The 12,209-nt window shown below is 67.2% G+C and carries 9 protein-coding genes; 1 reads left to right on the top strand and 8 read right to left on the bottom strand.

Going from position 1 to position 12,209, the window contains the following annotated elements; translation table 11 throughout:
• Positions 1–86 precede the first annotated feature (86 nt).
• The 6 genes from A3ES_RS51775 to A3ES_RS56835 form a co-directional block, all read right to left on the bottom strand.
• A complete protein-coding gene (locus A3ES_RS51775) occupies positions 87–437 on the bottom strand; it encodes a type II secretion system protein (RefSeq protein WP_020391201.1) in 351 nt (116 codons plus the stop codon).
• A 52-nt stretch (positions 438–489) separates the two neighbouring features.
• The gene (locus A3ES_RS49305) at positions 490–1,251 is read right to left on the bottom strand and encodes a CpaE/TadZ family protein (protein WP_020391202.1); all 762 of its coding nucleotides are present in this window, start codon (positions 1,249–1,251) and stop codon (positions 490–492) included.
• Between the two features lie 190 nt (positions 1,252–1,441).
• Positions 1,442–3,262: a helix-turn-helix domain-containing protein gene (locus A3ES_RS0133420; protein WP_020391203.1), complete on the bottom strand. Its 1,821-nt coding sequence runs from the start codon at positions 3,260–3,262 to the stop codon at positions 1,442–1,444.
• Between the two features lie 27 nt (positions 3,263–3,289).
• Positions 3,290–4,594: an MFS transporter gene (locus A3ES_RS0133425; protein WP_020391204.1), complete on the bottom strand. Its 1,305-nt coding sequence runs from the start codon at positions 4,592–4,594 to the stop codon at positions 3,290–3,292.
• Positions 4,595–4,608: 14 nt separating this feature from the next.
• Entirely contained in the window at positions 4,609–5,337 is a 729-nt protein-coding gene (locus tag A3ES_RS0133430; protein ID WP_020391205.1) for an SDR family NAD(P)-dependent oxidoreductase, read from the bottom strand.
• A 75-nt stretch (positions 5,338–5,412) separates the two neighbouring features.
• The gene (locus A3ES_RS56835) at positions 5,413–7,686 is read right to left on the bottom strand and encodes a rhamnogalacturonan lyase (RefSeq protein ID WP_020391206.1); all 2,274 of its coding nucleotides are present in this window, start codon (positions 7,684–7,686) and stop codon (positions 5,413–5,415) included.
• A 165-nt stretch (positions 7,687–7,851) separates the two neighbouring features.
• Between A3ES_RS56835 and A3ES_RS0133440 the strand changes: the two genes are divergently transcribed.
• Positions 7,852–10,107: an FdhF/YdeP family oxidoreductase gene (locus A3ES_RS0133440; protein WP_020391207.1), complete on the top strand. Its 2,256-nt coding sequence runs from the start codon at positions 7,852–7,854 to the stop codon at positions 10,105–10,107.
• A gap of 6 nt (positions 10,108–10,113) precedes the next feature.
• Here A3ES_RS0133440 and A3ES_RS0133445 read toward each other — a convergent pair whose 3' ends face one another.
• Both A3ES_RS0133445 and A3ES_RS0133450 read right to left on the bottom strand, forming a co-directional pair.
• Entirely contained in the window at positions 10,114–11,310 is a 1,197-nt protein-coding gene (locus tag A3ES_RS0133445) for a hypothetical protein (RefSeq protein WP_020391208.1), read from the bottom strand.
• Between the two features lie 10 nt (positions 11,311–11,320).
• Positions 11,321–11,989 (bottom strand): dTMP kinase, encoded by a 669-nt coding sequence (locus A3ES_RS0133450; RefSeq protein ID WP_020391209.1) that lies wholly within the window; start codon positions 11,987–11,989, stop codon positions 11,321–11,323.
• Positions 11,990–12,209 lie beyond the last annotated feature (220 nt).

Consider the following 12,209-nt stretch of genomic DNA (forward strand, 5'->3'; position numbering starts at 1 on the left):
TTCCTCCGCTGGATGGTTTGGAACACTGCCGGGAAGAGCTCTTGGGGGACAGCCCTCCCCGGCAGTGCGCTCGGTGGGGTGCAGGCTTACGGGCAGGGGGCGTCGACAACGCCGTTGACGAGAACCCGGCCCGCGGAGTTGGTCTCGATCGTGTAGTGCGTTGAGGCCGGCACATCCCGGATCAGGCCGGCGGCCTTCAGCCCCGCGACATTTGCCGCGTACGCAGCGGGGTTGCTCTTGGCGTACATGGCTTCCTGGGCAGTTGCGATCGTGGCCACGTCGGACTTGCAGGCTGCCGAGACACCACGGTCGTTGATGCCCGAGACCGCGAAGACGACGATGCCGGACAAGATGCCCAGGATGACGATGACGATGAGCAGTTCGATCAGGGTGAAGCCGGACTCGTTACGGCGAGCCTGGCGAAGATTGTGAAGCATGATGGTTTCTCTTTCTCTGTCAAGGATTTGATGGCTGGTACTGCGAGACGCGCTAGCCGGCCGGCGGATCGCGGCTGCACCTCCCGTCGCTCAGGAAGGCCGCGGCCAGTTGCCGGATCGCCTGGCTGACCGCGTGGTCTGGTTGGGCCGCCGCGAGTGGTTCGCCGCGGTTGATCGAGGCGGGGACGTCGTCCCAAGCCGGCAGCCGGCCGGCGATCGGGCTCCTGATCAGCTCGTCCAGGAGTCCAGCAGGCAGATCCGACCCGGCATCGGAGCGGTTGACCACGATGGATCGCGCGGCCCGGTCGTACGGCAGCAGGTCGAGCATGTCGAGCGTCGCGCGGAGGTTCTTCAGCGCGGGCCGCTCCGGCGTCGTGACCAGGATCTGGTGGTCCGCGGCATCGAGGGCGGCGAGCACGTGCGGGGTGAAGTGGCTGGGGGTGTCGACCACCACGAAGTCGTAGCTGAGCGGCAGGACGGCCAGCAGCCGGCTGACGAGCGTGGCCGGGATCAGCCGGGCCTCCCCTGGCCGGGTCGGTGCCAGCAGGCAGTCGAAGCCGGGCAGGTAGTTCGTCATCAGCGTGGCGACCGTTTCCGGCGTCAGCTGATCGGCCACCGCGAGCGCGTCGACCATGCTGCGCTCGGGGCGGAGACCGAGCATGCTGGCGGCATCGCCGTACTCGAGATCGAGGTCGACCAGGCAGACGCGGTGCCCGCCACGGTCGTGCAGGACGGCAGCGAGATTCGTCGCCACGGTCGTCTTGCCACAGCCACCTTTGGCCGCGAAGACCGTGACGATCCGGCAGTCCGCCATCTCACACCCCCCGTCAGGACGAAGGGATCAGCACTCTGTGTCACCGTTTTCGGCGCCGATCCCGCCTACAGAGTGGGCGCGACGGCTTCGTCGTCACAGCGGGTGAACGGGCGACAGAGGGCCTACGACCGGGTGGGCTGATCAGCCCACGCTTGTCCTCCGAACGACCTACAGACAACCGCAGGGCGGGCTACTTGGAGTCGGGGAGCGTCGTCAGCAACTGGAGGGCCACCTGGACGTTCAGGGCGTGGTCGGGCTCCAGCCAGCCCTGCCCCAGCAGCACGGTGATCCGGTCCAGGCGTTGCTGGACCGTGTTGGGGTGGACGTGAAGAGCCTCCGCGGCGCGGGTCGGACTCTGGCCGGCCGCGAAGTACGCCCGGAGAGTGCCGATGAGGTCGGTACCGCGCTGTACGTCGTACTGGATGACGGCACCCAGTACGTGGGTTACATGGGCAGCGACGTCGACCTGTGCGGCGCCGACGAGGCCAGCGAGGCCTAGGTCGTCCCTGGTTGCCGACTGCCGGGTCCTGCCGAGGCGCAGCATCGTGGCGACGAGCCGGGTGGCGTCGCGGTGCATGGTGATGACTTCGCTTCCCCAAGCTGCAGGGCCGGCCACTGCGATGGTGACGCCGGTACGCCGGGCTACGTCGGTCAGCTCCCCCGCAACCCTCACAGGGTCGGAGTCGGCGATCAGCAGGACGAGGTCGCCGGCGTACGGGCCTACCAGGGCAAGCCTGTCTTCCAGTGGCGCCGCCAACCGCGCCAGTACTCCGGAGTGGTCGCCCCTGCAGACTGCGACGACTACCTGCTTGGGGAGCTCCATCTGCTTGCCCAGTAGGCGAAAGCGGTCGGCAAGTGCTCGCGGGTCAGTGGTGCCACTGAGAGCGTCGGCGAGGATGTCGGCCTGAGCGCGCTGGGACTGCTCGGCCGCCTGACGACGGAACAGCAGTACGAGTGCCGTGACCACTGCGGCACGCTCAACGATCCGCTGATCGGCGCCGGACAGTTCGCCGACGCCTCCGATCACCAGTGCTCCCAGCCGTTCCCCCTTGGCAGTCGCGGCGACTACCCAGCAGTCGCCGACTCGCCTCAGCCGTCCGGACTCCGGCGACGCGGCCCAAGGCACCAGACGACCCGACGACGGCGGACCACCAGGACCGGCCAGGGGATCGCGGTCCACCTCGCCGGCCCGGGCCAACTCGTTGCCGGTGGCATCGACCAGGATTACCCAGACGGCCAGCAGCTCGGCCAATGCGGCAGCGATTGCCTCGACGTCCCCGCCGGAGAGGACTATCTCGGCGAAGCGGTCGTGGGCTGCGGCGGCGTGTTCGGCGCCGGCGTGGGCTGCCGAGAGCTGTTCCAGCGCGGCTGCGGTTTCGGCGGCGGCTCGGACCTGGACGAGGGTGACGGCTGCCAGGGTCGCGAGTGAGCCGAGCAGCGAGACCTCGTCGCGGCTGAAGGGCCGGCGGGTGCGGTTGGAGGCGAACAGCACCCCGACGAAGGCGCCGTCCACGATCAGCGGCGTACCGCAGATCGCGACCAGGCCCTCCTCCCCGACCGCGTGATCGATCGACGAGATGTGCTTGAAGCGATGGTCGCCCGGGTAGTCCGCTGTCCAGTAAGGCTTGTACGTCTCGGCGACCAGCCCGCCGAGACCGCTGCCGAGCGGTAGCCGGAGTTGCTGGAAGGCGGCTGAGACCGAGCCGTCGGTGGCACGCATGAAGGTGTCGCCGCGCGCCGCGTCGTACAGGGTGAGGTAGGCGACGTCGGTACCGATCAGCGTGCGGGCGCGGTGGACGATGGTGTCGAGGACCCTGCCGGGGTCGCGCGCCGAGGCGAGTTCGCGCGCGACGTCGACCAGCGCGGACAGCTCGGCCTCCCGCTTCTTGCTCGCGTCGATCCCGGCGCGGATCCGGAGCGCGAGCTCGCGGGCGGCCTGGTTCGATCCGGCCGCCCGCGCCAACTCGCTGCCCGGCGCGTCCTCCGCCAGCAGTCGCAGCAACTCCTCCATCAACGGATCATGTCACCGCTGGCACGATCACAGCTCGGCCAGGTTGCGCTGGCGGGTCTCGCCGTAGCTGACCACCGCGATGATCGAGATCACCGAGCAGACCGCGACGTAGACCGAGATCGCGATCCCCGAGTCGTACGCCTTCAGCAGCGCGACCGCGATGAACGGCGCCAGGCCACCGGCGAAGATGGAGGCCAGCTGGTAGCCGACCGAGACCCCGGAGTACCGGACCCTGGTGCCGAACAGTTCGGTGAAGAAAGATGCCTGCGGCCCGTACATCGCGCCGTGCAGGATCAGACCCACGGTGACCGCCAGCAGGGCGAGGCCGAAGTTCTTCGTGTCCACCAAGATGATGAAGACGAACCCCCAGACGCCGACGCCGATCGCGCCGAACAGGTAGACCGGCTTCCGCCCGATCCGGTCCGACAACGCACCCCACAACGGGATCGCGCAGAAGTGCACCGCCGCCGCGATCAGCACCGCGTTCAGCGCGAACGACTTGTCCAGCTTGAGGTGTTCCTTGGCGTACGTCGCGATCACGATGGTGAAGATGTAGTAGCTGACGTTCTCCGCCATCCGCGCGCCCATCGCGGTCAGCACCTCCCGCGGGTACTTCGTGATCACCTCGACGAACGGCAGCTTGCCGGTCGGCTCCTGCTTGGCCCGCGCCTCCCGGAACAGCGGCGACTCCTCGATCCGCAACCGCACCCACAGCCCGACCAGCACCAGGACCGCGGACAGCAGGAACGGAATCCGCCAGCCCCACTTGTCGAACGCCGCATCGCTCTGGAACGCCGCAAGCCCAGCCAGTACGCCGTTCGCGATCAACTGCCCGGCCGGAGCACCCGCCTGCGGCCAGGACGACCAGAACCCACGCCGTGCAGGATCACCATGCTCCGACACGATCAGTACTGCGCCACCCCACTCGCCGCCGAGCGCGAAGCCCTGGATGAGTCGCAGCACGGTCAGCAGGATCGGCGCCAGCGCACCGACCTGCGCGTACGTCGGGAGCAGGCCGATCGCGAACGTCGCCACCCCCATCATCAGCAGCGACAGCACCAGCAGGTTCTTGCGGCCGAGCCGGTCGCCGAAGTGCCCGAACACGATGCCGCCGATCGGCCGGGCGAAGAACCCGACGGCGAAGGTGGCGAAGCTGAGCAGGGTGCCGGTGAGCTCCTCGCCCTTGGGGAAGAAGAGATCCCCGAAGACGACGGACGCGGCGACGCCGTACAGGAAGAAGTCGTACCACTCGACCGTGGTACCGACCAGACTCGCGCCGACGACCCTGCCGATCGGGGTCTTCGTCCTGCTGGGTTCAGTTGATGTTGCCATGGGCGGGCTCCTTGTTAGTGGGCGGTCCAGCCACCGTCGAGGACGAGTGAGCTCCCCGTGAGTGAGGCTGACGCCGGACCGCACAGCAGCGCAACCAGTTCGGCCACCTCGGCCGGCTCGATCAGCCGCTTCACCGCGAGCGGTTCGAGCAGGACCTTGTCCAGTACCTCGGCCTCGGTCAGTCCGTGGCTCAAGGCTTGGTCCGCGAGCTGGGCAGTGACCAGCGGAGTGCGGACGTATGCCGGGTTGACGCAGTTGCTCGTCACGCCGTGCGCGGCACCTTCGAGCGCCACCACTTTACTCAGGCCTTCGAGCCCGTGCTTGGCCGCGACGTACGCCGCCTTGAACGGGCTGGCGCGCAGGCCGTGCACGGACGAGATGTTCACGACCCGGCCCCAGCCGCGGCCGTACATATGCGGCAGGGTCTGCCGGATCAGCCGGAACGGCGACTCGAGCATGAGCCGCAGGATGTAACCGAACCGCTCGGGCGGGAACTGCTCGACCGGAGCGATATGCTGCACCCCGGCATTGTTCACCAGGATGTCGATGTCGGTCGGCAGCTCGGACAACGAGTCGAGATCGGCCAGGTCGGCGATCAGCGTCTCGATGCCCGGTCCGGCGAGCTCACGAAGCCCCTCGGCGTCATAGTCGACCGCGACAACCTGTACGCCGTCCGCGGCGAGGCGGTGCACACAGGCCGCGCCGATGCCGGAGGCAGCTCCGGTGACTAGTGCTCGGGTCATGCGGAGACCATAGAAATCTCAACAGGCACGAGCCATGGTCTGGCGGCACACACCTGCACCGCCGGCCATGTGGCCTCACCTCACCAGCGGAACCTTCGTCCAGTCGAGGTCCGAACCCAGGTAGAAGCTGGTGTACGACGGCTGGTTGTACGCCGTGTTCTGCCGCGCCACCTCTACGCGGTACTGCGGGTCGTGCATGAGCGTGTAGAGCTTGCGGTCGGTCACCTCGGTGCTCAGGTAGATGCGGATCGCGCTGCTGTCGGCAGTGCGGACCAGCAACTCCTCCCGCCAGTCACCGAGGATGTCGGCCACCAGCGACGGGTTGCCCTTGGTGTGGTTGTTGGTCAGTGTCCCAGTGGCCGTCAGCAGCGTGCCGCGGCGCCAGTCCTTGATGGTCGGGGTGACTGTCAGGGCGCCGTCGACGATCTGAGTAGTCATGTCCGCTGCCCAGCGGATGCTCATGTTGGTCCCCGGCTGCGCAGTGCCGAGCACGTCGCCGTCCGCGGCCCGCAACCCCATGGCCCAGGTCTCCAGGCCCGGCTCCTCCGGGAGGATGTCGCCGACCATGCCGCGACCGGTGTCGCGCCCGGAGTACTCGCCGTAGATGACCTGGCCTGTAGCAGCGTCTCTCAAGGCGTTGCCGTACGGCGCATAGGTCCCGCCCTCGTGCACAGTGAAGATCTCCTGGCCGGGCCGCTGCGGGTCGATGTCCGTCACGTGCATGGCGTCGCCGTGCCCAAGCCTTGCGGTCGCGCCCGGGTCCGCACTGCCCGGTGGGAGTACATCCTTCGAGCTGTAGAGCACGCTGCCGTCGTCATCGATCGTGGCGGAGCCGTAGACGACCTCCTGCTTCCCGTCGCCATCCACGTCGGCGGCACTCAGCGAGTGGAACCCCTGCGTCGTAATGGATCCGTACTGCGGGTCGGTGCCGTCCCGGCCGTGCGGGCCGTCGTTGAAGGGGTTCGTCATCGGGGTCCAGCCGCTGTCGATCGCCCAGCGCTTGGTGATCTTCCTGCCGTTCCAGCCGTACGTGGCAATCGTCGTACGGGTGTAGTAGCCGCGGGCGAAGACTGCGGACGGGCTAGACCCGTCCAGGTAGGCGACGCCGGCCAGGAAGCGGTCCATGCGGTTGCCGGGTTCGATCCGGGCCATTGCGTAGTCACCCCAGCGGAGGCCGTCGTCTGTTCTCCCCGGCTCGTAGTGGGTCGTCTCGAGTTCCTTGCCCGTCAGGCCGTCGAAGACAGTCAGGTACTCCGGGCCCTTGAGGATGAAGCCCTCAAAGGTGCGGAGCTGGTTGCGCGTGCTCCGACTGGGCGCGTACACGTCCATGAAGTAGTCCACGAGTGCGGCGGCGTCCGTGCGGTTGAGCGGATACTCGTAGCGCTTGGGGATACCGAAGGCTGCTTCGAGCGTTGCAGGCCACTGTCCGCTCTTCACCTCGGGCTGGTCGTGCCACTGCTCGAACATGGTGACCAGGTGGTTGTAGTAGCCGGTCTTGCTGACCAGATAGTCGTCCTGGTTGCTGTAGCCGGCCCGGCGATCCTCTGCCGGCATGGTGATGTAGCGCTCGGACCTCACCTGCCCTGACTTGGCGTACCGGGTCGTCTTGGTGCCGGGCGCGGTCTTCAGCATCAGCTCGGACCGGCCGTCGCCGTCGAAGTCGTAGACCAGGAACTGCGTGTAGTGCGCTCCGGCCCGGATGTTCACGCCTAGATCCAGCCTGTGCAGCAATCTGCCGTCGGCCTTGTAGGTGTCGATGTAGACGTTGCCGGTGTAGCCGATCTGGGAGACGTCCTTGCCGTTCGACGGATTCCAGAGCACGACGTACTCGTACTGACCATCGCCGTCCACATCGCCGACGCTCATGTCGTTGGCGGAGTAGGTGTACGCCTCCCCTGCCGGAGTGACGCCGTCGGCGGGCTTGCGGAGTGGGAGGTCGCGGTACCCGCCGGACCACGGGGTGGCGTAGTCGCTGCGGTCTTGCTCGCGGCCGTTGACGAGGGAGACGACGCGGTAGCGCGCGGTCGGCGTACCGGTCTTGTCGAGGTAGTTGGTGCTGTCGGTGACTGTGGCTAGGCGTTTGCCGTCGCGGTAGACAGCGAAGTCGGTTCCGGCCAGGCCGTGGTCTGTCCTGCTCGTCGCCTCCTTGCCGAGGAGCCGCCAGCTGAGGAAGACGCCCTCGCTGGTGGTGGTCGCGACCAGGCCGCGATCGAGCTTCTCGAGCTGGGGACCGGCTGGGTGCTGGTACGCAGTACCGGCTGGGGACGGGTACGCGTACGCAGTACCGGCGGTGGCTGAGGTCGCCAGCAGGGCTGCGAGGACGAGGGCTGCGGCTCGGCGGAAGGTCATGGCGGATCCTTCGGTGCGAGGATGGTGGCAAACGCTTTCCTCGCGAAGCTAGCGCGGCCAACGCACTGTGTCGACGGTTCTGTCCGTAACCGGTCGCGACGAATCGTGACATCGGCGACAGCTATCAACCCTGCCTGCGGTGATAGGCAGATTTACAGTTGAACCATGGTCGACATCGAACAGCCGAAGAAGAAGGCCGCCGGCGTGCCTGCCGTGCTCTCGTCGTTCAAGTTCGGTCTCCGCGAGATGGGACCGGTGCGGACCGGCAAGGTGTTCCTCAAGATGAACCAGGATCGCGGCTTCGACTGCCCGTCCTGCGCCTGGCCGGATCCCGACAGCAAGCGTAAACACTCCGCGGAGTTCTGCGAGAACGGGGCCAAGGCCGTCGCCTGGGAGGCGACCCGCAAGCGGGTACCGCGGGCCTTCTTCGCCGAGAACTCGATCGACGACCTGGCCAGGATCTCCGAGTTTGAGCTCGGCAAGCTCGGCCGGATCACCGAGCCGATGCTGCTCCGGGCCGGCGCCTCGCACTACGAGCCGGTCGGCTGGGACGAGGCGTTCCACGTGGTGGCCCGCCACCTGAAGGCCCTCGCCGATCCGAACGACGCCGTCTTCTACACCTCCGGCCGGACCAGCAACGAAGCTGCCTTCCTCTACCAGCTCTTCGTCCGCGCCTACGGCACGAACAACTTGCCCGACTGCTCCAACATGTGCCACGAGTCATCCGGTACTGCGCTGACGCGGGTGATCGGCAGCGGCAAGGGCGCGGTCACGCTGGAGATGCTCGAAGAGGCAGAGTTGATCGTCGTCGTCGGGCAGAATCCGGGAACCAACGCGCCGCGGATGCTCAGCCATCTGGAGATCGCCAAGAAGAACGGTGCCGACATCGTCTCGGTGAACCCGTTGCCCGAGCCCGGCATGATGAACTTCAAGAACCCGCAGCGCCCGTCCGGCTGGATCGGCAAGGGCACCGCGCTGGCCGACCAGCACCTGCAGATCCGGATCGGCGGCGACCAGGCGCTGTTCCTTGCCGTCGGCCACTTGTTGCTGGAGGCCGAGGCGGCTGCGCCCGGGACCGTGCTGGACAAGTCCTTCATCGAGCAGCACACCAGTGGGTACGGGCTCTATGCCAAGCACAACGCCGAGCTGGACTGGCCGGCGGTCGAGCTGGCGACCGGGCTGCCCCGGGCCGAGATCGAGGAGTTCACCCAGCGGTTCATCAAGTCCAAGGCGACAGTGATCTGCTGGGCGATGGGCCTCACCCAGCACCGCGAGGCGGTTGCCACCATCACCGAGATCGTGAACGTGCTGCTGCTGCAGGGCAACATCGGCAAGCCGGGCGCCGGCCCCTGCCCGGTCCGCGGTCACTCGAACGTGCAGGGCGATCGCAGCATGGGCATCTGGGAGAAGATGCCCGACCCGTTCCTGGACCGGCTGGATCGGGAGTTCTCGTTCGTGTCGCCGCGCGAGCACGGCATCGACGCGGCCGACACGGTGCACCGGTTGCGCGCGGGCGCAGTACGGGTGTTCATCGCGATGGGTGGGAACTTCGCGATGGCGACGCCGGACACGGACGTCGTCCATGAAGGGCTGCGGCGGTGCGACCTGACCGTGCATGTGTCGACCAAGCTGAACCGGTCGCACACCGTGGCCGGGCGGGAGGCGCTCATCCTGCCGACGCTCGGCCGGACCGATCATGACCACACGGCTGCCGGACCGCAGTCGGTCACCGTCGAGGACTCGCAGGGTGCGGTGCACCTGTCGACCGGGAACTTGTTGCCTCCGGCACCTGAATTGAAGTCGGAGGTCGGCATCGTCTGTGGGCTCGCGGCGCTGGTGGTGCCGGAGGTCGGGCAGATTCCCTGGGTCGACTTCGCCGACGACTACAGCTTGATCCGGCAGCGGATCGGGCGGGTGTGCGACGGGTATGAGGACTTCGAGCAGCGGCTGCAGGTGAAGGGCGGGTTCCTGCTCGCCCATGCGGCGCGGGACAAGCGCGAGTTCAAGACGTCGGACGCGCGGGCGCAGTTCAGCGCGAACGACCTGTCCTGGCTGCCGACCGAGCCCGGCCGGCTACTCCTGCAGACGATGCGCAGCCACGACCAGTTCAACACGACGATCTACGGGCTTGAAGATCGCTACCGCGGCGTGCACGGCACCCGCGAGGTCGTCTTCGTGAACCCGGAGGACCTTTCGGAGCTGGGCCTCGAAGACGGGCAACACGTCGACATCGTGAGCGAATTCGCCGGCGTCGAACGCCGGGCCGCCGGCTTCCGCCTGGTCTCCTACCCCACCGCCCGCGGCTGCGTCGCGGCGTACTACCCCGAAACCAACGTCCTGATGTCAGCCGACGACGTCGCCAAGGGCAGCAACACCCCAGTAGCCAAGGGATTGACAGTACGCCTGGAACCTACAACCTAGGCACTTCTACACGGCAGCGCTGTCCGTGACGCAGTCGCGCAGGAAGGACAGTTTCGAGTAGAACGTGCGGTCGAAGGTGATCTCCCGCCGCCGCAGGTAGGACTCCACCAGGGTCGCAAGACGCATCAGTTCAGGGATGATCAATGAGCTGTCGAGGCCGTCGTGGACGCGCGACCGGTGGTACTCGATCTCGAGCTGCCGCAGCTGGTGATCGCTGTCGACCAGATTCACCTCGTCGACCTCGATCCCGAAGAAGTGCCCGGTCGCCGACGACTCGACATTCACGTCGAACTTCGTCCGGGTGTAGCTAGGGAGTGCACGCACCTCGTACTCCGGGTGCCGCTGGGCAAGCAACTCGACCAGGACGTCGGTCGGGATCGTGTCCAGCCGGACCGAGGTCTCCTGTCGGCGCAGGGAGTCTTCGTCGAACACCTTGTACTTCAGATAATGGCCGGTGGGCTGCTCCTGGAGAGCCACGTACCCGACCTGGGACGCAGGTGCCAGTACTTCACACAGCTGCAGAGCTCCCTCCCAGCGCTGCAACTCGTTGCCGACGTCCGGGATGAACCCAGGCAGCTCGACACCTCCGACCTGGGTGGTCAGGTCCGAGGCCAGTCCCCAGATCGACACTGGGGAACGCAGGGTGAACTTCACCTCGATCTCGGTCTCCTCCTCGAACCGGGTGGAGTCCTGCCACTCCGTCGCCACCTGGCCGTGGAACTGGGGTGCCACCGAGAAGGCCGCTCGCACCAGCTCGCTCAAGCTCGCGCCGGCCGCGGGCAGGCGTCCGACGCGGGTGAAGGTGGTCCCGATCGCCCGGACGCGAGTGGACATCAGCACCTCGACCAGATCGTCGGCCGGGATCCGCACCACCATGATGGGCGCCAGGTCGGACGTCCAGCCGGCCGCGGTCCCGGACGGCAGTAGGCGGCAGAACTCGTCCGCCAGCATCACGCCGTCCCAGATCGGCACCGGCTGATCCGGCGTAGCGATGTCCTGCACCGTGAAATCGTCCGACAGCACCGCGATTCGGTCGGTGCGCGTCTCGCCCCGGGACAGATACTCGACGGCTGCGGGACCTTCCGCGCGGGTCATGAGTTCCGCCACGACCAGCGGCACTTCGGGCCGCGGGCGGAGCGCGTACTGCCGGCTTGCGTCGCCCAGCACGAGGTAGCAGGTGGTCTTGCTTGTATCGGCGTTCATGTGATTCCTCTCAGCTGTTGCTGATGGTGAGCCGCTGGCTCACCATCGACATGACATCCGCTGCTACCTCGTCAGCGATCTCATCGGGCGTTCGTTGTCCGGGGACGATGACCGTCCAGCCCAGGTGGTCGGCCATCCGCAGCAGATTCGAGCGGACCGCGCTCTGGAAACTCTCGAAGGTCCAGTCGCCGGGCTGCAGTCCGCCTCGCTCGGCCAGGGTGATCACGGGTTTACGCGCGGCGGCCACGGCCGGCGGTACATCTAGCAGGAAGACCCGATCCGGGCGGGGAAGCGCGTCGAGCACGGTCAGCGCGCGATCGAGCGGCAGATCGTCGCCAGTCGCGATGCGGGCGACGAACTTGTGGATCCAGTTGTCGTACACGGCGACGCCGGCCGATCCGAGCTCGGTGGTGAGCGCACGATGGAGGCCGGCGAAATAGGCCGCGTTCAGGTGCAGCCAGTAGTCCGGTCCGAGGTCGACGAGCGGTGCATTCTTCGGACGACCCCAGATCTGCCGGGCCAGGGCGGTCAACTGCACGCGCGCGAACTCGTCCTGCAGCAGGGGTGTCCGCTTGGCCATCAACCTGGTCGGCACCCCGGCGCTGGTCAGCCGCCCGGCGACCAGTGACGCGGTCGTCGTCTTGCCCGAGCCGTCGACGCCTTCAAAGGTGATCAGCACGGCCTGCCTCCCGGCTGCGGGGCGATCAGTCCGGTCCGATCCACTGGCGACTTGCCAATGCGCGGCGTTTGACAATCGCTTTCCTCAGTGAAATGCCAAATGCCGACCCGGTGACGTATAGGCGATGCCGCCTTCACTGCGTTCTCACGATTTCCTCCCCGGACCGAGCGCGTTGGTCGAGGACTGTAGCCGAGCCACCCGGAGGAGTCTACTGCAACAA

The organism is Kribbella catacumbae DSM 19601 (assembly GCF_000372465.1).
In the GTDB taxonomy this organism is placed as follows: Bacteria; Actinomycetota; Actinomycetes; order Propionibacteriales; family Kribbellaceae; genus Kribbella; species Kribbella catacumbae.

Coding starts and splice junctions, on each gene's coding strand:
- A3ES_RS0133425 (WP_020391204.1), bottom strand. CDS start 4,594: ATGGCAACATCAACTGAACCCAGCAGGACGAAGACCCCGATCGGCAGG.
- A3ES_RS56835 (WP_020391206.1), bottom strand. CDS start 7,686: ATGACCTTCCGCCGAGCCGCAGCCCTCGTCCTCGCAGCCCTGCTGGCG.
- A3ES_RS49305 (WP_020391202.1), bottom strand. CDS start 1,251: ATGGCGGACTGCCGGATCGTCACGGTCTTCGCGGCCAAAGGTGGCTGT.
- A3ES_RS0133440 (WP_020391207.1), top strand. CDS start 7,852: ATGGTCGACATCGAACAGCCGAAGAAGAAGGCCGCCGGCGTGCCTGCC.
- A3ES_RS0133420 (WP_020391203.1), bottom strand. CDS start 3,262: ATGGAGGAGTTGCTGCGACTGCTGGCGGAGGACGCGCCGGGCAGCGAG.
- A3ES_RS0133430 (WP_020391205.1), bottom strand. CDS start 5,337: ATGACCCGAGCACTAGTCACCGGAGCTGCCTCCGGCATCGGCGCGGCC.
- A3ES_RS51775 (WP_020391201.1), bottom strand. CDS start 437: ATGCTTCACAATCTTCGCCAGGCTCGCCGTAACGAGTCCGGCTTCACC.
- A3ES_RS0133445 (WP_020391208.1), bottom strand. CDS start 11,310: ATGAACGCCGATACAAGCAAGACCACCTGCTACCTCGTGCTGGGCGAC.